Source organism: Amycolatopsis sp., assembly GCF_035546795.1.
GTDB lineage: Bacteria > Actinomycetota > Actinomycetes > Mycobacteriales > Pseudonocardiaceae > Amycolatopsis_E.
On sequence record NZ_DASZWC010000016.1, the window covers coordinates 226,787 to 244,321 of the forward strand.

The 17,535-nt window shown below is 68.8% G+C and carries 18 protein-coding genes; 4 read left to right on the top strand and 14 right to left on the bottom strand.

Going from position 1 to position 17,535, the window contains the following annotated elements:
- Positions 1-74: 74 nt before the first annotated feature.
- A complete protein-coding gene (gene ctaD / locus VHD82_RS11985; RefSeq protein ID WP_325701187.1) occupies positions 75-1,859 on the bottom strand; it encodes a cytochrome c oxidase subunit I in 1,785 nt (594 codons plus the stop codon).
- 112 nt (positions 1,860-1,971) lie between these two features.
- Between ctaD and VHD82_RS11990 the strand changes: the two genes are divergently transcribed.
- Positions 1,972-2,775 carry an aminoglycoside phosphotransferase family protein gene (locus VHD82_RS11990; protein WP_325701190.1) on the top strand — a complete coding sequence of 268 codons (804 nt, stop codon included), beginning with the start codon at positions 1,972-1,974 and terminating at the stop codon, positions 2,773-2,775.
- On the opposite strand, the gene VHD82_RS11995 is transcribed toward VHD82_RS11990, so the two are convergent.
- Positions 2,772-3,509, bottom strand: coding sequence for an alpha/beta hydrolase (locus VHD82_RS11995; protein WP_325701193.1), 738 nt, complete (start codon positions 3,507-3,509; stop codon positions 2,772-2,774). The genes VHD82_RS11990 and VHD82_RS11995 overlap by 4 nt on opposite strands.
- A 41-nt stretch (positions 3,510-3,550) precedes the next feature.
- On the opposite strand from VHD82_RS11995, the gene VHD82_RS12000 reads away from it, so the two are divergent.
- Positions 3,551-4,060: a GNAT family N-acetyltransferase gene (locus VHD82_RS12000; RefSeq protein WP_325701196.1), complete on the top strand. Its 510-nt coding sequence runs from the start codon at positions 3,551-3,553 to the stop codon at positions 4,058-4,060.
- On the opposite strand, the gene VHD82_RS12005 is transcribed toward VHD82_RS12000, so the two are convergent.
- Together VHD82_RS12005 and VHD82_RS12010 are read right to left on the bottom strand one after the other, a co-directional pair.
- Entirely contained in the window at positions 4,057-4,350 is a 294-nt protein-coding gene (locus VHD82_RS12005; RefSeq protein ID WP_325701199.1) for a hypothetical protein, read from the bottom strand. The genes VHD82_RS12000 and VHD82_RS12005 overlap by 4 nt on opposite strands.
- Positions 4,351-4,406: 56 nt before the next feature.
- Positions 4,407-5,828: an MFS transporter gene (locus tag VHD82_RS12010; protein ID WP_325701202.1), complete on the bottom strand. Its 1,422-nt coding sequence runs from the start codon at positions 5,826-5,828 to the stop codon at positions 4,407-4,409.
- A 129-nt stretch (positions 5,829-5,957) separates the two neighbouring features.
- On the opposite strand from VHD82_RS12010, the gene VHD82_RS12015 reads away from it, so the two are divergent.
- Positions 5,958-6,527: a helix-turn-helix domain-containing protein gene (locus VHD82_RS12015; protein ID WP_325701205.1), complete on the top strand. Its 570-nt coding sequence runs from the start codon at positions 5,958-5,960 to the stop codon at positions 6,525-6,527.
- Positions 6,528-6,546: 19 nt separating this feature from the next.
- Here the strand turns inward: VHD82_RS12015 and VHD82_RS12020 are convergent, their stop codons facing one another.
- Positions 6,547-7,674, bottom strand: a complete 1,128-nt coding sequence (locus VHD82_RS12020; protein WP_325701208.1) for an alkaline phosphatase family protein — start codon at positions 7,672-7,674, stop codon at positions 6,547-6,549.
- A gap of 57 nt (positions 7,675-7,731) precedes the next feature.
- On the opposite strand from VHD82_RS12020, the gene VHD82_RS12025 reads away from it, so the two are divergent.
- Positions 7,732-7,938 carry a zinc ribbon domain-containing protein gene (locus VHD82_RS12025; RefSeq protein WP_325701211.1) on the top strand — a complete coding sequence of 69 codons (207 nt, stop codon included), beginning with the start codon at positions 7,732-7,734 and terminating at the stop codon, positions 7,936-7,938.
- Here VHD82_RS12025 and VHD82_RS12030 read toward each other — a convergent pair.
- The 9 genes from VHD82_RS12030 to VHD82_RS12070 all read right to left on the bottom strand — a co-directional run bounded on the left by VHD82_RS12030 (position 7,935) and on the right by VHD82_RS12070 (position 17,307).
- Entirely contained in the window at positions 7,935-9,707 is a 1,773-nt protein-coding gene (locus VHD82_RS12030) for a 3-hydroxybutyryl-CoA dehydrogenase (RefSeq protein ID WP_325701214.1), read from the bottom strand. The two genes, VHD82_RS12025 and VHD82_RS12030, sit on opposite strands and share 4 nt — an antisense overlap.
- Before the next feature lie 82 nt (positions 9,708-9,789).
- On the bottom strand, positions 9,790-10,761 hold the full coding sequence (locus VHD82_RS12035) for a hypothetical protein (RefSeq protein ID WP_325701217.1): 972 nt from the start codon (positions 10,759-10,761) through the stop codon (positions 9,790-9,792).
- Between the two features lie 161 nt (positions 10,762-10,922).
- Positions 10,923-11,894, bottom strand: coding sequence for a DUF3558 family protein (locus VHD82_RS12040; RefSeq protein WP_325701220.1), 972 nt, complete (start codon positions 11,892-11,894; stop codon positions 10,923-10,925).
- Positions 11,895-11,900: 6 nt separating this feature from the next.
- A complete protein-coding gene (gene dhaM / locus VHD82_RS12045) occupies positions 11,901-12,587 on the bottom strand; it encodes a dihydroxyacetone kinase phosphoryl donor subunit DhaM (RefSeq protein ID WP_325701223.1) in 687 nt (228 codons plus the stop codon).
- Complete coding sequence (gene dhaL / locus VHD82_RS12050; RefSeq protein WP_325701226.1) at positions 12,584-13,216, bottom strand: dihydroxyacetone kinase subunit DhaL; 633 nt, start codon at positions 13,214-13,216, stop codon at positions 12,584-12,586. The genes dhaM and dhaL overlap by 4 nt, the downstream gene beginning before the upstream one ends.
- A 1-nt stretch (position 13,217) precedes the next feature.
- Positions 13,218-14,219, bottom strand: a complete 1,002-nt coding sequence (gene dhaK, locus VHD82_RS12055) for a dihydroxyacetone kinase subunit DhaK (RefSeq protein WP_325701229.1) — start codon at positions 14,217-14,219, stop codon at positions 13,218-13,220.
- Positions 14,220-14,287: 68 nt separating this feature from the next.
- Positions 14,288-15,274, bottom strand: a complete 987-nt coding sequence (locus tag VHD82_RS12060) for a DUF3558 domain-containing protein (protein ID WP_325701232.1) — start codon at positions 15,272-15,274, stop codon at positions 14,288-14,290.
- A gap of 46 nt (positions 15,275-15,320) precedes the next feature.
- The gene (locus tag VHD82_RS12065) at positions 15,321-15,596 is read right to left on the bottom strand and encodes a hypothetical protein (RefSeq protein ID WP_325701235.1); all 276 of its coding nucleotides are present in this window, start codon (positions 15,594-15,596) and stop codon (positions 15,321-15,323) included.
- A gap of 13 nt (positions 15,597-15,609) precedes the next feature.
- The gene (locus VHD82_RS12070) at positions 15,610-17,307 is read right to left on the bottom strand and encodes a sodium:solute symporter family protein (RefSeq protein WP_325701237.1); all 1,698 of its coding nucleotides are present in this window, start codon (positions 17,305-17,307) and stop codon (positions 15,610-15,612) included.
- Positions 17,308-17,535 lie beyond the last annotated feature (228 nt).

Below are 17,535 nucleotides of genomic sequence, written 5' to 3' on the forward strand. Positions count from 1 at the left end.
CCCGGCTCCACGTTCTCATGTCCTTCGGTCCAGGTGGGCGCGGTTTTCGTCACGTCCGCCGTGGGCCCGTGGGCTCACTGCTCGCCCGCGTTGTCCCTGTCGTGGTCACCCGGGATGACCGCCTCGGTGAGCCCCTGCGAGCCCGCCTTCGGTTGCGCCGCATGCACCCTCGGCTTGCCGGTGAACCCGATCTCGCCCTCGGCGTGCAGCCGCTCGACCATATGCGGGTAGTGCAGCTCGAACGCCGGGCGCTCGGACCGGATCCGGGGCAGTTCGGTGAAGTTGTGCCGCGGCGGCGGGCACGAGGTGGCCCACTCCAGCGAGTTGCCGTAACCCCACGGGTCGTCCACCGTGACGAGTTCGCCGTAGCGGTAGCTCTTGAACACGTTGTAGATGAACGGCAGCGTGGAGGCGCCCAGGATGTACGCCCCGATGGTGGAGATCGTGTTCAGCGTGGTGAAGCCGTCCGTGGCCAGGTAGTCGGCGTAACGGCGGGGCATGCCCTCCGCGCCGAGCCAGTGCTGCACCAGGAACGTGGTGTGGAAGCCGATGAACGTGGTCCAGAAGTGGAGCTTGCCCAGCTTCTCGTCCATCATCCGGCCGGTGATCTTCGGGAACCAGAAGTAGATCCCGGCGAAGGTCGCGAACACGATCGTTCCGTAGAGCACGTAGTGGAAGTGCGCCACCACGAAGTAGCTGTCCGACACGTGGAAGTCGATCGCCGGCGCCGCCAGCAGGATGCCGGTCAGGCCACCGAAGAGGAAGGTGACCAGGAAGCCGATCGAGAAGATCATCGGCGTCTCGAAGGTCAGGTGCCCCTTCCACATGGTGCCGATCCAGTTGAAGAACTTGACGCCGGTGGGCACCGCGATCAGGAAGGTCATGAACGAGAAGAACGGCAGCAGCACGGCACCGGTGGCGTACATGTGGTGCGCCCACACCGCGACCGACAGCGCCGCGATCGACAGCGTCGCCCAGACCAGGCCCTTGTAGCCGAACACCGGTTTCCGGGAGAACACCGGGAAGATCTCCGACACGATGCCGAAGAACGGTAGCGCGACGATGTAGACCTCTGGATGGCCGAAGAACCAGAACAGGTGCTGCCAGAGGATCACCCCGCCGTTGGCAGGGTCGAACACGTGCGCCCCGATGTGCCGGTCGGCCAGCAGGCCCAGCAGCGCGGCGGTCAGGATCGGGAACGCGAGCAGCACCAGGATCGAGGTGATCAGGATGTTCCAGGTGAAGATCGGCATCCGGTACATGGTCATACCGGGCGCGCGCAGGCAGACGATCGTGGTGACCATGTTGACGCCACCGAGGATCGTGCCGAGACCGGAGACGACCAGGCCGGCGATCCACATGTCCGCGCCGATGCCCGGCGAGTGGATCGCGTCCGAGAGCGGGGTGTAGGCGAACCAGCCGAAGTCGGCCGCGCCACCCGGCGTGAGGAAGCCGGAGACGACGATGATGCCGCCGAACAGGTACAGCCAGTAGGAGAACGCGTTCAGCCGCGGGAACGCCACGTCCGGCGAGCCGATCTGCAGCGGCATGACGAAGTTCGCGAACCCGAACAGGATCGGGGTCGCGTACAGCAGCAGCATGATCGTGCCGTGCATGGTGAACAGCTGGTTGTACTGCTCCTGCGACAGGAACTGCTGTCCCGGTCGTGCCAGCTCCGTGCGGATCAGCATCGCCATCGCGCCGCCGACCATGAAGAAGGCGAACGACGTGACCAGGTACATGATGCCGATCTGCTTGTGGTCCGTCGTGCGGAACAACCGCAGCAGGAACGAACCCTTGGCCGCGTCTGGCGCCGGATACGGCCGCGTGACGATCGGCTGCGGGGCTACGGCTGTCACTCCTGCCTCCAAGACTTCAAACCTCAATGTTGGTCAACGGCCACCTCGGCGGCCGATCGGATCGTATCCCCCGCCTCCGGAGGTGGTGCGCACCGGCTGGGAAGATCACGCGATGGTTGACGGCTACGTCACTGCCGCACTCGCCGCCGCGACCGACGTCGCACGCCGGTTGGGACTGCCCGCCGATGATCCGGAACTGCTCGCGACCCGGTCGAACGTGCTGGTGAAACTGGGTCCGGCGGTGGCGAGGGTGCCGGCGACAACCCTGTTGTTACGGCCTGACGCGGCCGCCTCGCTGGCCCGTGACGTGGCGCGCTCGGCGTTCCTCGCGGAGCGGGACGCACCGGTCATACCGCCGCTGGAAAACCCGGGACCGCATGTCGCGCAGGGACTTCCGGTGACACTGTGGCGTTTCACACGTCACGACCCCGGATACCGTGCCGACCCCGTCGAGGCGGGCGCGTTGCTGAGCGATTTGCACCAGGCGTTGCGCGAGTTTCCGGGCGAAGCGGGTGGTGACGGTCCCGCTGTGGAGCTTCGCCGGATGGCGGCGTTCACCGGGGACCCGCGGGTGGCCGACGAGGTCGAGCGCGTCCTCGCGACGTTGCCGCCCGCGCCGGCGCAGCCGCTGCACGGCGACGCGCACGTGGGCAACCTGATGTTGACGCCGGCCGGGCCGCGCTGGCTCGACTTCGAGGACACCTGGCACGGACCGGTCGCCTGGGACGTCGCCTGCCTGATCATGCGTTCCCCCGGCGCGCTCGCCGGGTATCCCGAACCGCCGGGCGAGGACGTGCTGGCGCCGTATCTGCGGCTGCGCAGGTTGTTCGGCGTGTGCTGGCAGTTCCTGATCGCACGGCGGTTCCCGGAGCGGCTTGCCGGGGCGCGCGAAGCGCTGGCCGAATACTTCGGCTAGGCGAAGCGGCGCAGGATCGCGTCGGTGACCCCCGCCGGGTCCTCCAGCGGCGTCAGGTGGCCGACGCCGGGCAGCACTGTCAGCTCGCCGTCGGGCAGCGCGCCGACCATCGCCTCGGCCGCGTCCGGCGGGGTCAGTGTGTCCTTCTCGCCCACGATCACGAGCGCCGGAACATCGGCTTTTGCCAGCACGTCAAGGGAATCCGGGCGGACGGCCATCGCACGAGCGGCCCAGGCGACACCCGCGGGCGGCTGCGAGTCGATGAGATCGCGCACTGTCGCGGCCACATCCGGAGCGGCGTTTTCGGCGAGCAGGTTCGGCAGCATCGACTCGGCGAGCCAGCCGGACACGCCTTCGGACTCGGCCCGGTCGGCGACGTTGCGGCGGTTCCCGGCGGCCTCGGCGGTGTCCGCGCTCGCCTTGGTGTCGATCAGCACCAGCCCGCCGACCCGCTCCGGCGCCTCGCGCAGGACGGCCATCGTCAGGTAGCCGCCCATCGAGCAACCGCCGAGCACCACCTGGTCGAGCTCCAGCTTGTCCAGCAGGGCGACCACGTCGCGGGCCGCGTCGGCGAGGTCGGGCTCGCGATCGGTCTCCGGCAGTGGCGAACGGCCCAGGCCGCGCTGGTCCGGGGTGATCAGCCGGAGCCGGGCCGAGAGTGGCTCGCGCACCCGCTGCCACATCCGGGCGTCGACGGGGAAGGCGTGCAGCAAGAGCAGAGGAAGAGCGGCCATGCGCCCCATTCTGTCGGACCGGCGCGCTACCGTCTTGTCCCGTGGACACCGGATTCACGCCACTGGAGACGGAGAGACTGCTGCTGCGCCGGCTGGTGCCGGCCGACAGGGAGCAGGCCGTGGCGATCCAGTCCGACCCGCGCACGTACGACTTCAACCGTGGCGCGCCGGACGAGGCCGAGAGCGTGGCGAAGTTCGAGTCGTGGCTGAAGGACTGGGAAGAGCTCGGCATCTGCTATGTCGCGGTGATCGAGCGGGAGCCCGAGTCGTTCGTCGGGCTCGGCGGGCTGCAGCTGCGCGAGTTCGGCGGCGAGAAGATCCTGAATCTGTACTACCGGTTCCTGCCCGAGGTCTGGGGCCGGGGGTATGCCACGGAGACTTCCCGGGCGGTGATCGCGTGGGCCGACGAGCACCTGCCGCAGTACCCGGTGCAGATCAGCGTGTTCATCCGCAATGAGCCGTCGCTACGGGTCGCGCAGCGGCTCGGTTTCTCGACGTACTCGGAGTCGTTCTACGCGGGCAGCCTGACGAGGCACTTCCGGCGAGACTAGAACCGCCGCCGGGTGGGGCCGCGGCGTGCGCGCGCCTCCCAGCACGGGCGGTGCCAGTGCCTGCGGTCGGCCACCGAGCCGGTCTCGTCGGCGGGCCAGGCCACCACGTGCGCGATACCGGTCCCGATTTCGTGGTCACAGCCCGGACAGCGGTACACCTTCGTCGCCTGCGAGCCGGGGACACTGCGCACGAGCCAGTCCCCGTCCGCGCCCGATTCCGCGCGCGCCCAGCCGGTGGCCGCCCCGACGTCGGCGGGACGGCCACGGTCTGGTCGGTTACGACGCGGCATGTCCGGGAGCGTACTTCGCCGGGCGCCCCCCTACCGCGCCCGGCGTAGCCACCCCGCTACGGCCGGCGGCGGAAGGTCAGCGCCACCAGGAACGCGACACCGGCGATGATCGCCGCCGCGAAGAACGCGTGCGTCATCCCGGTGACCAGCACCTCGTGCGGGGAACCGGTCGCGCCGCGGGAAGCGGAGCCGAACACGGTGACGAGGATCGCCAGCCCGAGGGTGGCCCCGGTCTGCTGCATCGTCTGCAGCACACCGCCCGCCGCGCCCGCGTCCTCCGGCGCCACGCTGCCCATGATGATCACGTTGAGCGGCGCGAACGCGAGCCCCATGCCGATGCCCATCAGCACCATCGGCAGGAACACCAGCGGGAAGTAGCCGGAATCGGCGGACAGCCGAGTCAGGACCAGCATCCCGGCGATCATCGACAGGGTGCCTGCCAGTGCGGTCGGCTTCGGCCCGAAGCGCGGCAGCAGGCGTGGGATGAGCCTGCTCAGCCCGAACACCAGCACCGCCATCGGCAGGAACGCGAACCCGGTCTGCAGCGCCGTCATCCCGCGCACGTCCTGCAGGTACTGCGTGAGGAAGAAGAACATCGACATACCGGCCATCGGCCCGAGGAAGAAGTTCGTGTAGGCGGTGGCCCGGTTGCGGTCGCGGAACAGCCGCAGTGGCATGAGCGGGTGCTCGGCCCGGATCTCGATGAACAGGAACGCGCCGAGCAGCACCACGCCGACCGCGAGCGAAAGCAGCGTCGTCGTCCGGCCCCAGCCGTCGGACGCGGCACTGATGAACCCGTAGACGATCGCCGCCACCCCGCCGGTCGCGGTGATGGCGCCGGGCAGGTCGAGCTGCGACCGGCGCCGCGGCGGGTCGATCAGGTACCGGGCACCCAGCACGACGGCGAACAGGCCGAACGGCAGGTTGATGAACAGCACCGAGCGCCAGGAAAGCCACTCCGTCAGCAGACCGCCGAGAATGAGCCCGACGGCCAGTCCGGCGCTGGACATGGCGGAGAACAGGGCGAGCGCGCGCATACGTTCGCGCGCTCCGGTGAAGGTGGTGGTGATCAGGGCCAGCGTGCTCGGACCGGCAGCCGCGGCGCCGAGGCCCTGCAGGATCCGCGCGACGAGCAGCCAGGTGGCGGAATCGGCGAGCCCGCCGGCCAGCGACGCGAGGGTGAACAGGCTGATCCCGGCGAGGAAGACCTGCCGCCTGCCGAAGAAGTCCCCGGCACGGCCGCCGAGCAGCAGCAGGCCGCCGAACACCAGCGTGTAGGCGTTGAGCACCCACGACAGGCCGGTCTGGCTGAAGTGCAGGTCCGACTGGATGCGCGGCAGCGCCACGTTCATCACGGTGGCGTCGAGGATGATCATGAGCTGGCATGTCAGCAGGGTGGCCAGGATGATTCCCGGTCGATGTGGCCGCAGCTCCCGGCCACGCACCGGGGTGTGTGCGGACAGCGTTCTTTCGGACAAGAAGGCTCCATTGGGGTGCGAAAAATAAGCGGACAGACTCTCCGCTTCCACTGTGGCTATCATATGGAGAAAGTCTCCGCTTGCGCAAGGCTATCCGGAGAATGTGTCCGCTTCTATCCGGGAGGGCCCGTGGGAACACCGTCGGCATCGAAGCCGATGCGCGCCGACGCGCGCCGGAACTACGAGCGAATCCTCGCCGTGGCGAGAGAGGTCTTCGCCGAGCAAGGACCGGATGCGCCGATGGACGACATCGCGCGGCGCGCGGGCGTGGGCGCGGGCACGCTGTACCGGCATTTCCCCTGCCGCGAGACGCTGATCGAAGCGGTCTACCGCGAAGACATCGAGAGGCTGTGCAGCCTCGCTCGCGAGCTGCGCGAAACACACGAGCCCTTCGAGGCGCTGTCGCAATGGATGCGCGCACAGGTCGAGTTCGCGCTCATGAAGCGGGGCCTGGCCAGCACCCTCAAGGCGGCCATGGACAAGGATTCCGAGACTTTCGCCCTCTGCCGGAACATCCTCAACGAGGCGGCTGCTTCGGTGGTCAAACCCGCGCAGGAGGCCGGGCTCATACGGGCCGACGTCGAGGCGCGGGACGTGCTGCGGATGGGGCACGGGCTCGCCGTCGCGTCGGACGGGGTGCCCGAAGCGACCGACCGGATGCTCAGCGTCCTGCTGGACGGCCTTCGGGTGACTGCCTGAAGTACGCCCCCGCAAGCAGTCAGCGGGTGGCCACGGCCAGCGGGACGAGCTGTTCGGCCGTGGTCAGCGAACCGTGCTGGCCGATCAGCGACGACTCGATCGGCTCGGCCGCGCGCCGCACCATCCCGAAGTTGCCACGCGCCGCCGCGACCACGTCACCGATCCGGGGCCGGACCCGGTCGCTCACCCGGGGGCCGAACCAGCCGGCCGCGATGGCTTCGTCCCGCTCGGCCACCCAGGCGTTAGCGCCGAGCTTTTCCTTCCACACAGCCGAAACTCCAGCCGCCGCGCCAGGTTCGGTGTAGACGTGCCGCGCCCGCGCCTCCCCCGCGAGCGCCCGCACCCCGCCGGACAGCTCCGGGGCCGCGTCCAGATCCAGCGCCTCGTCGATCGCCACCATCCCGTGGTCGGCCACCACCGCGAGCATCCCGCCGGCGGGCAGAGCCTCCACAATGGACTCCACGAGCCGGTCGACCTGGCGCAGCTGCAGGCACCACGCCGGGGAACCGGGCCCGTACAGATGGCCCATCGTGTCCAGCTGGCTGTGGTAGGCGTAGCAGAATCCGGGACCCCTGCGCAGTTCCGCGATCGCCGCCGCGGCCAGGTCACCGAGCGCGTGCACCCCGACGTACCGGCAACCGCGCTGCACCGCCTTGGTCAGCGCCGACTTCGCGAACTGCGCGTCGGAGATCACACAGGCGTCGATGCCGGACTCGACCGCGCGGCTGAAGGTGGTGTCCAGCGGCTGCACTTCTTCCGGCGGCAGCCGCTCCGCCAGGTCCGGTCCGTTCGGATGACCACACCAGCGCAGCGCGTTGAGCACGCCGACCCCCGGCACGTCGAAGGTGTAGCCCGCCATCCCGTGCTCGCCGGACGCGAGCCCGGTGCCGATCGCGGCCAGCCCGGCCGCCGTCGTCGCCGGATACCCGACCTGCAAAGAACTCGCGGCCAGCGAGCTGAGCACCGGTGCGTGCGCGGCGTGCTCGTGCAGCAGCTCCCAGCCCAGCCCGTCCACGAGCAGGACGCAGGCGCTGGAAGCGGGCGCGAGGCCGAGCGTGTCGGCGAATCCACTCGCGCCGAGGGCGGCGAGCACGGACGGCACCACCTCGGCCAGATGCGGCCGGCCTTGCAGCTTGGGCAGATCCACGTCACCAGCTTGGCAGGCAGGGTCCCCCCTCCGCATTTCGTGGGCAATAATGGAACCATGCCGACTTACGCCTACCGTTGCCGCGAGTGCACCGGCACCTTCGAGCTGAACCGGCCGATGAGCGAGTCCGGCGCGCCCGCGACCTGCCCGGACGGCCACGACGACACGGTCAAGCTGCTCACCACGGTGCCGCTCACCGGCTCCGCGTCGGCCCCGATGCCGGCCGGTGGCGGTTGCTGCGGCGGGGCCTGCGGCTGCGGCTAGCTCGTGTAGTCCTTGAAGCCCTTGCCCGTCTTGCGGCCGAGCCGTCCCGCCGTGACGAGATGCTCCAACAACGGCGCGGGCGCGAAGCCCTCTTCGCGGAACTCGTTGAACAGGGTCCGCTCGATCGCCAACGAGACGTCGAGGCCGACCACGTCCAGCAGTTCGAACGGGCCCATCGGCAGACCGCAGCCCACCTTCATCGCGGTGTCGATGTCGGCGGCGTCGGCGTAGTGCGCTTCGAGCATCTTCACCGCGTCGTTGAGGTACGGGAACAGCAGCGCGTTCACGATGAACCCGGCCCGGTCCCCGCAGTGCACCGGGTGTTTCCCGAGCACAGAACACAGCTGGTGCGCCGTCGCCACCACGTCCGGCGCGGTGGCGATCGTCCGCACCACCTCGACGAGTTTCATCACCGGCGCCGGGTTGAAGAAGTGCAGACCGACCACTTCGGACGGACGGCTCGTCGCGGCCGCGCATTCGATCACCGGCAGCGAGGACGTGGTCGTCGCCAGGATCGCGCCGGGCCGCACCACCGCGTCCAGCCCCGCGAACACCTCCTGTTTCACGGCCAGCTCCTCGGCCACGGCTTCGACCACCAAGTCCACTTCGGACAGTTCGGCGAACTCGGTGACCGGGGTGATCCTGGCGAGCACGGCCGCCGCGTCGGATTCCGACAGCCTGCCCTTGCTCACCGCGCGGCCGAGCGACTTGCCCACCTTCGCCACCGCCGCCTCGGCCTTTTCCGCCTTCCGCGCCCGCACGATCACGTCGTAGCCACGTTTCGCGAACACCTCCGCGATGCCGGTCGCCATCGTGCCGGTGCCCACCACGCCGACCTTGCGGATCTCTCGCACCTCGGTGTCCACAGTGGACAATGAGGCGGCGGCATCGGTCACAACCGGCGAATCCGGTGCGTCGTAGGCGTAGAACCCGCGGCCGGTCTTCCGGCCCAGCAACCCGGCGGTGATCATCTGCTTGAGCAGCGGCGCCGGGGCGTGCAGCCGGTTGCGCGACTGGTGGTACATCGAATCGAGGATCTCGTACGCGGTGTCCAGCCCGATCAGGTCCAGCAACGCCAGCGGCCCCATCGGATACCCGCAGCCGTACCGCATCGCCGCGTCCAGGTCCTCGCGGGTGGCGTAGCGCTGCTCGAACATGCGCACGGCGTGGTTGAGATAGCCGAACAGCAGCGCGTTCGCGATGAACCCCGCCCGGTCGCCGATCACCACCGGCGTCTTGCCCAGCCGCTCCGCGAACGCGACCACGTCGGCCACCACGTCCGGCTCGGTGACCACTGTGCGCACGATCTCGACGAGCTTGAGCACCGGGGCCGGGTTGAAGAAGTGCATCCCGACGACCTTGCCCGGCCGCGCCGTGTGCACCCCGATCTCGGTGACCGACAACGAGGAGGTGTTGGACGCGAACACCGCCTCCGGCCGGACGATCTTGTCCAGCTGCCCGAACACCTCGGCCTTGAGCTCCAGGCTTTCGGGCACCGCCTCGATCACCAGATCCACCTCGGCCAGGTCGGTCAGCGCCGTGGTGTAGGCGATCCGGCCGAGCAGCCCGGCCCGGCCTGCCTCGTCGAGTTTCCCACCGGAAAGCGCCCGTTCGGTGGAATGCTCGACGTGCCCGCGCCCGCGCGCGATGCCCGCCGCGTCGAGCTCCACCCCGATGACGTCGAGGCCGCTACGGGCGAGCACCTCGGCGATTCCCGAGCCCATCGTGCCGAGCCCGACCACTCCCACCTTGGTGATTTCGTGCGCCATGCCCCGGCCCTCCGGTGGTTACTCGGCGGTAATGTCCACCGATGGTGCCACGGCGGCGGGCAGAAGGCACGACGGAATCGAGTCAGCTCGCCGGCAGCTTGGGAAACGCCACGTTCGCCACAGCCCGGACCGGGACGCACGGATCCGCCACCCCATTGCGGGCGTAGAGGTAGACCTCCGCCAGCTCGTACTCCCCGTTCTTGGCCTGCGGGTACGGCCGGATCGCCGTCGTGGCCAGGCAGCTGGAGCCCGCCGCGTTGATCACCGCCGGATGGTTGCCGAGCTGCTCGATGGGGCCCGTCGGCGGTTTGCCGATGTCCAGCAGCACCGAAAGCGCGTTGTTGTGCACCGGTTCCTGCCAGCGGCAGCGGTGTTTCGTCGGAATCTTGGGCTTCTTCTCCACCGGCACCGGCCCCATCTGCGCCTGGACATCGGCGTCGGAGGCGAGTTGGCAGGCGTCCACGGCGCCCACCGAGTTCCCGCCGAACGTCAGGTGGGTGACCTTCTTGGCCTTGATCGAGTCGACCACGCCGTCGAGGACGGCGTCGTCGGTTTCGCACATCGCGTCGGCGACCGACGACGTCGGCGCGTCGGCGAGGTTGTCGACGTAGACCTGCATGCTCACCTTGTCAGTGAACGCAAGGTAGTAGAGGCAGCTGTACTCGTCGTTGTACGAAGCCTTCGACAGGGTCAGCCCGCGGTCGAGCTTCTTCTTCGTGTCCGGGATCCGGTTGCTGTCGACGACCCCGCTGTCCAGGAAACCCACTCCCACGGCCATTTTCTGACCGGACAGCTGCCCTTCCACCTCGCACGAGCTCAGCGAAGGGGAGGTGCCGGAGACATCGGTGAGGCCGGCCTTCTTGATCCCGTCCAGGTCGAGCAGGCTGCAGTAGTCGACGGAGTTGACGTCCCCGAACGCCAGCTGCGAGGTCAACGGCGCGTGTTCTTCCTGGTATCGCTGGACATCCGCGGTGTCGACCGACGCCGCGCCGGTCACCACGCTTGTGCAGCCGGTCAGCAGCAGCGCCACCGCGGCCACCCAGTATCGAGCCATTTTCCCCTTACCAATCCGATCGAAAAGCAGGCCGACCCGCTCGACCGGCAGGCGACTACGTTTCATGATCGCCGTGACTGTCGATCGGGTTGGTAACGATCGGCACAGTTCCTTCGCGATCCGGTTGCGCTTCAGACGTCTCGGGGTGCCGCGCCGTTCCCTCAGCTCGCCGGCAGGCGCGGCCACGCCAGGCCCGCGAGCGCCCGCGTGACACCGCACGAGTCCTTGGCCGCGTCGGCGACGGTCACGTAGATCATCGCCTGCTGGAACTGGTCGGCGCCGTCGTCCGGATACGGTGCCACCACACCGGTGGCCATGCACTCGCGGCCGGCCTCGTCGATCGGCGAGACGTCGGTGGCATGCCCGCCGATCTGCTCGGCGGTGGAACCCGTCCCGTCACCTACGTCGAGCACCACGTCCAACTGGTTGCCCGCGGTGTCCTTCCAGCGGCAGCGGTGTTTCGACGGCATCGACGGAGTCCGGCTCAGCGCACCCAGCTGGCCATTCACGTCGTCCTCGGTGAGCAGGGAGCACGCGTCGACCGTGCCGAGCGAGCCCGGCGCGAACTTGAAGTGGCCCACCGCGTTCGCGGAAACCTTCGCGACCACCCCGTCCAGCACCGCGCCGCTGATCGCGCACAGGCTCTGTCCGGCGCTCGTCGACGGGTACGAGGACACGTTGTCGACGTAGATCGTCAGGCTGACGCTGTCCGCGAAGTTGAGGTAGTAGGTACAGCCCTTGTTGTCGTTGCTGGTGGCGCGTTGCGCGACGAGCCCGCGCGGGAGCTTCTTCTCCGGGTCGGTGGCTCGGTCCGGCCCGGAGACCTGCCCGCTCAGATAGCCGACGGTGACCGTGATGTCCTGGCCGTAGACCTTGCCCGTCACCTGGCAGTTGTTGAACCCCTGGTGCTGGTCGCCCAGCCCGACGCCACCGGCTGTCTCGACCCTGTCCAGGTCGAGCAGGCTGCAGTAGTCGATCGTGGTCACGTCGCCGAACGCGTGCTGTGAGGTCAGCGGCTGCTGGTTCTGCTGGTACTGCTGGAGGTCCTGCGAACTCACCGAAGCCGTGCCGGACACGGTGCCGGCACAGCCGGTCAGCAGCAGGGCCGCCGCGGCCACCCACAATCGACGCATGACGATCTAGACGTCGCCGGGCTCGTCGAAGTTCCGTGCCACGAGATCCCGCACCGTCGCCAGCGCCTGCCCGGCCTGTGCCCCGCGCGCCCTGATCTCGATGCGATCGCCCTTGCGCGCACCGAGCGACATGAGGGCGAGCACGCTGTGCGCGTCGGCCTCCTGCTCGCCGAGCACCACGCTCACGTCCGCCTGTATCCCGGCGAGGCTGCGCGCGAGCAGCGCCGCCGGCCGCGCGTGCAGGCCGACTTCGTTGTGCAGCACCAGTTCGATGCTGTCCACGTCGGCGCCGCCCGTCGCGGCGGGCGCCGCCAGATGCGGCGCTCCGGCGGCAGCCGCGGCGGCGAGCACCGCCGCCCTGTCGGCCCCGCCCTGAGCAGCGACTGCCGCGGCGACCGTGCCCTCGACGAACGGAGCGTCGGCCACCACCACCGCTTCGGGGTCGGCGAGCGATTCCACGGCCAGTTCCGCCGTCATCTGCGCGCTGCCGAGGTCGTAGAGCAGCACCACCCCGGCGCCGGAGTCGGCACGCTGCACAGCAGCGACCACCTGGTCGAAATCGGTGCCGATGCCGCCGTCCTCGATGCCGCCGGCCGGAACGATCCGGACGTCGGGCGCCATCTGCCCGGCCACTTCGGCGAGCCCTTCGGCCAGTTTGGCGCTGTGCGACACCAGCACGAGACCGACACTCATCGGGCCGCCTTCGCCAGCGCGGCCAGCAGCAGACTTGTCGACTTCGCGCCCGGATCGAGGTGCCCCTTGCTCCGCTCGCCGAGGTACGAGGCCCTCCCCTTGCGCGCCACCAGGTCCACAGTGGACTCCGCGCCGGCCGCCGCCGCATCCGACGCCGCAGCCAGCACACCCGCGAGATCCACGCCTTCGGCGCCGGCCGCCTGCTCCGCGGCCGCCGCGGCGGGCAGCATCGCGTCCACCATCGTCTTGTCGCCCGCGACGGCCTTGCCGCGCGCCTGCACACCCTCGACCGCCGCGCGCAACGCCGCGACGGCCGCCGGAACGTCCACTTCGGACTTGTCTCCGAGTGAGGTGGCGGCACGCAGGAAAGCCGTGCCGTACAACGGACCTGCGGCCCCGCCGACCTTCGAGATCAGCGTGGTGGCCGCCAGTTTCAGCACCGCGCCCGGCGTCTCCGGCACCCCGGCATCCAGCGCGGTCACGACCTGGGTGAAGCCACGGTTGAGGTTCTCGCCGTGATCACCGTCGCCGATGGCGCGGTCCAGTTCGATCAGCTCGGCCCGGTGCTCGGCGACCACGCCCGCCACGGCCCGCAGCGCATCCGCGACCCCGCTCGCGGTGCATCCCATCTCAAATCCTCCAGCGCAGTGCGGCGGTGTTGACCGGAGCGTCCCACAGTTCGGTCAGCTCGTCGTCCACTTTGAGCAGGGTAATACTGATCCCCTGCATTTCCAGGCTCGTGATGTACGGGCCGACCAGCCGGCGCGCCACCGTGATCCCGCGGTCCGCCAGCAGGTTCTCCGCGATCCCGTGTGCCAGGTACAGCTCGACCAGCGGGGTGCCGCCCATCGAGTTGGTGAACAGCAGCACCCGGTCCCCGGTGGTGAACGGGAGATCCTCGACCACCGCGTTGATCATCCGCTCGACCAGCGCGTCGGCGGGTTCGAGCGGAATGCGCTCGCGGCCGGGCTCGCCGTGGATCCCGATACCGAACTCGATCTCGTCCTCACCGAGGGTGAAACTCGGCTCGCCCACATGCGGCACCGTCGGCGCGGTGAGCGCGACACCGATCGAGCGCACCTGCCCGATCACCTTGCGCGCCAAGGCTTCCACCGCGTCCAGCGAGTCACCGCGCTCGGCGGCCGCGCCGGTGATCTTCTCCAGCAGCACGGTGCCGCCGACGCCCCGGCGGCCCGCGGTGAACGTCGAGTCCGCGACCGCCACGTCGTCGTCGATCACGACACTGCGCACGTCCAGCCCCTCGGCGGCGGCCAGTTCGCCGGCCGTTTCGAAGTTGAGCACGTCGCCGGTGTAGTTCTTCACGATCAGCAGCGCGCCGGCCTCGCCCGTGGTGGCTGTGACCGCGGCCTGCACCGCATCCGGCGTCGGAGAGGTGAACACGGCGCCGGGGACGGCGGCGTGCAGCATGCCCGGGCCGACGAACCCGCCGTGCAGCGGCTCGTGCCCGGACCCACCGCCGGAGACCACCGCGACCTTGCCCGCCACCGGCGCGTCGGCACGGACCACCACGTCCGGTTCGTACTGGACCCGCAGCAGGTCCGGATGTGCCGCGGCCAGTCCTCGCAGCGATTCGGTGACCACGTCCGCCGGATCGTTGATGATCTTCTTCATGCCGCGCCTCCGCCTTCGTTGGCTGGTCCTGCCTGACCTTCCTACCTTCGATCAAGGCGGAACACCAGCTAGGGCGACGGCAGCTTCGGCAGTGCGGCCTTGACCGCGGTCAGCGCTTTCCCGCACGCGTCATCCGCGCCGGCGTCGTCGTGGTAGTTCTCGTACTGGTAGGAAACGACCTCGCCCTGGTCGTCCTTGGTCGGCCGGTGCAACCATTTGATCGTGCACCGTTTGCCGGCGTTGGTCTCCAGCTGCTGATAGCCCGTGATGCCGTTGCCGAGGTCCACCTGCCGGCCGTCCTCCTCAGCGGTGGGCGCGTAGGTCTCGCGGTAGTCGAAGTACGCGCTCGCGTTGCCGCCGTCCCAGCTGCAACCGTGCAGCCCGTAGGCGGCGCCCTTCGAACCCTTGCCCAGCGTGCTGGTGATGGTGCCGTCGTCGATGAGGGTGCAGAAGTCGAGCGGCAGCAGCGTGCCCTTGGACTGTTCCAGCCGGGTCGGATTGTTGTGCATACGCTGCAACACTTTCTGCAACGCCGTCTGCCCCGCGCCACAGGAGTCGCCGCCCTCGTAGCCGACCTGGACGCTGATGCCCAGCCCGGGATTCCGGTCGGTGAACGCCGACGCGATGCACGAGGTGTCGTCCACCTTGTCCACCTGCAACGGCAGGCCCTCGATGGTGCCCTCGGGATCACTGGAGCTGATCAGCAGATCGCCGAGCGTCAGCGCGAGCGTGAGCTGCTTGCCGCCGGCGTCGGTCAGCTGGTCGTGGCACTCACCGAGGTCGTCGGAGTAGCGGGCGCCCTCGTCGGGGGTGCCGAGCGTGGCCAGGCTTGCCGGGTCCATCAGCGCGCACGGGTCGACCACTCGCTGCACGTCCAGCGTGACGGCCGGGTCGTCGATCGGACCGTCGACCGGGGCGGCCGAGGCGGTGACGGTGGTGCGCGGGAAGTTCTGCTTGCCGAGGTCCGGTCCGCAAGCGGTGGTCAGCGCGACAGCCAGCAGCACTACGGCGAAACCGAAACGGCGAGGCCGGGCGGGACGGGCAGGCGAAAGCACGCCTGCACCGTATCCGCACCGACCTCGCCGGGTACGCCGAACCTGGTTATTCGGGGGCGGGTGGTTCCTCGGCCGGGGTCACCGGCACGCGGATCGGCCGCCACAGGGCCCATGCCACGAACAGCGCCGTGAAGATGAGCAGGCCGATCCCGGCCCACAGGTTGATGTTCACGCCCGCGGCCTTGTCGATCTCGGGGCCGTCGGTCGTGGTGGCGCCCATGATGGTCAGGACGATGCCGTACACACCGGTGAGCAGCGCGATGATCAGCCGGATGTCGAACGCGCCCGCCTTGCGGACACGCGGAGTGGATTCGGTTGCCATGGTCGTCGTCCTCCTAGAACGCGATGTTCAGCGCGATGGTGATGACCAGTGCGATGCCGGCCAGCAGCACCGGCTTGCGGAACCAGCCCGCGTCGTCACCGGTGGCCTCGTGCTTGAGGTCGGACTTCGGGGTCAGCGAGTACACCAGGCCGACGAGCTCGGCTTCCGGCTTCGGCTTGGTGGCGTAGGTGACCGCCACGCTGACGACGATGTCCACGACGAACGCGGCGATCGCCGCGACGAAGCTGGTGCCCTGGCCCGGGAGGTCGAGTGTGCCGTTCTTGCTCAGGATGAAGATCACGACCGCCGACACGGTGCCGAACACCAGACCGGACCAGCCCGCCGCCTTCGTCATCCGCTTCCAGAACATCCCGAGGATGAACGTGGCGAACAGCGGCGCGTTGAAGAAGGAGAACAGGGTCTGCAGGTAGTCCATCAGGTTCGAGTAGGTCGACGCGATGAACGCGGTGCCGATCGCGAGGACGGTCGCGACCGCCGTGACCACCCGGCCCGTAGTGAGGTAGTACCGGTCCGGCCGGTTCTTCTTGATGTAGGTCTGGAAGATGTCGTAGGTGAACACGGTGTTGAACGAGCTCAGGTTCGCGGCCATGCCCGCCATGAACGATGCGAGCAGACCGGCGATGGCGACACCGAGGATGCCGTTCGGCAGCAGGTCCCGCATCAGCAGCAGCAACGCGTTGTTGAAGGTGGCACCGCTGGGCGCGCTCTTGCCCGCCATCAGCGCCGTCTTGTTGTCGCCCATCAGCTCGGTGACCGTGACCGCGGCGATCATGCCGGGGATGATCACGATGAACGGGATGAACATCTTCGGGAACGAACCGATGATCGGCGTCCGGCGGGCGGCGGACATGCTCTTCGACGCCATCGCACGCTGCACCTCGACGAAGTTCGTCGTCCAGTAACCGAACGACAGCACGAACCCGAGGCCGAACACCAGACCGAGGACGGACAGGAAGTTGCTGCTGAACCCGGTCAGCTGGTTACCCGGCCAGGAGTGCACCTGCTCGCTGCCCGCGCTCGCGGTGACCTTGTCGATCAGCCCGTTCCAGCCGCCGACCTTGTACAGGCCGACGATCGTCAGCGGGATCAGCGCGGCGAGGATGACGAAGAACTGCAGCACCTCGTTGTAGATGGCGGCCGAGAGGCCACCCAGCGCGGTGTAGGTGAGCACGATGACGGCCGCGATGATGATCGAGACCCAGATCGGCCAGCCGAGCAGCAGGTTCACCACGCTCGCCAGCAGGTACAGGTTCGCGCCCGCGATGAGGATCTGCGCGAGGGCGAAGCTGGCGCCGTTGACCCAGTGGGCCGCGGGCCCGAAGCGGCGCAGCATGAATTCCGGCACGCTGCGGACCTTCGAGCCGTAGTAGAACGGCATCATCACGACGCCGAGGAACAGCATCGCCGGGATCGCGCCGATCCAGAAGTAATGCGCCGTCGGCAGGCCGTATTCGGCACCGTTGGCGGACATGCCCATGACCTCGATCGCGCCGAGGTTCGCGGAGATGAACGCCAGGCCGGTCACCCAGGCCGGCAGCGAGCGGCCGGACAGGAAGAAGTCGAGACTGGACGAAACCTGCCTCCGGGCCAGGTAGCCGATGCCAAGCACCAGCACGAAATAGAACGCGAGCAACACGTAGTCGATCGCGCTCGCATCAAGTCGCAGGTTCGCTGCGGCTAGGACATGCACCGGTGCACCTCCACGAGTCAACACCATTCAACAAGAAACACCAGGATCAGTGACGAGCGCACATTACTACCTGGTATCCCCTCTGTGAATCTCAGCCGGGGCGGCTTGTCCATGTTGAGATGAACTTGGTGAAGAGCCAACCGCGCCATGACGCGATCGGCAACTCGGGCAGCGCCGGGTCACGGCGGACCGGTTGCCGGAGTGGTTCGGTTGGTGCGGTCTTTCGCC

What these genes read in the sequence shown, in the direction of transcription:
- VHD82_RS11990 (WP_325701190.1), top strand. Translation starts at nt 1,972, where the DNA reads ATGGTTGACGGCTACGTCACTGCCGCACTCGCCGCCGCGACCGACGTC.
- VHD82_RS11995 (WP_325701193.1), bottom strand. Translation starts at nt 3,509, where the DNA reads ATGGCCGCTCTTCCTCTGCTCTTGCTGCACGCCTTCCCCGTCGACGCC.
- VHD82_RS12005 (WP_325701199.1), bottom strand. Translation starts at nt 4,350, where the DNA reads ATGCCGCGTCGTAACCGACCAGACCGTGGCCGTCCCGCCGACGTCGGG.
- VHD82_RS12025 (WP_325701211.1), top strand. Translation starts at nt 7,732, where the DNA reads ATGCCGACTTACGCCTACCGTTGCCGCGAGTGCACCGGCACCTTCGAG.
- VHD82_RS12030 (WP_325701214.1), bottom strand. Translation starts at nt 9,707, where the DNA reads ATGGCGCACGAAATCACCAAGGTGGGAGTGGTCGGGCTCGGCACGATG.
- VHD82_RS12035 (WP_325701217.1), bottom strand. Translation starts at nt 10,761, where the DNA reads ATGGCTCGATACTGGGTGGCCGCGGTGGCGCTGCTGCTGACCGGCTGC.
- VHD82_RS12040 (WP_325701220.1), bottom strand. Translation starts at nt 11,894, where the DNA reads ATGCGTCGATTGTGGGTGGCCGCGGCGGCCCTGCTGCTGACCGGCTGT.
- dhaM (WP_325701223.1), bottom strand. Translation starts at nt 12,587, where the DNA reads ATGAGTGTCGGTCTCGTGCTGGTGTCGCACAGCGCCAAACTGGCCGAA.
- dhaL (WP_325701226.1), bottom strand. Translation starts at nt 13,216, where the DNA reads ATGGGATGCACCGCGAGCGGGGTCGCGGATGCGCTGCGGGCCGTGGCG.
- dhaK (WP_325701229.1), bottom strand. Translation starts at nt 14,219, where the DNA reads ATGAAGAAGATCATCAACGATCCGGCGGACGTGGTCACCGAATCGCTG.
- VHD82_RS12065 (WP_325701235.1), bottom strand. Translation starts at nt 15,596, where the DNA reads ATGGCAACCGAATCCACTCCGCGTGTCCGCAAGGCGGGCGCGTTCGAC.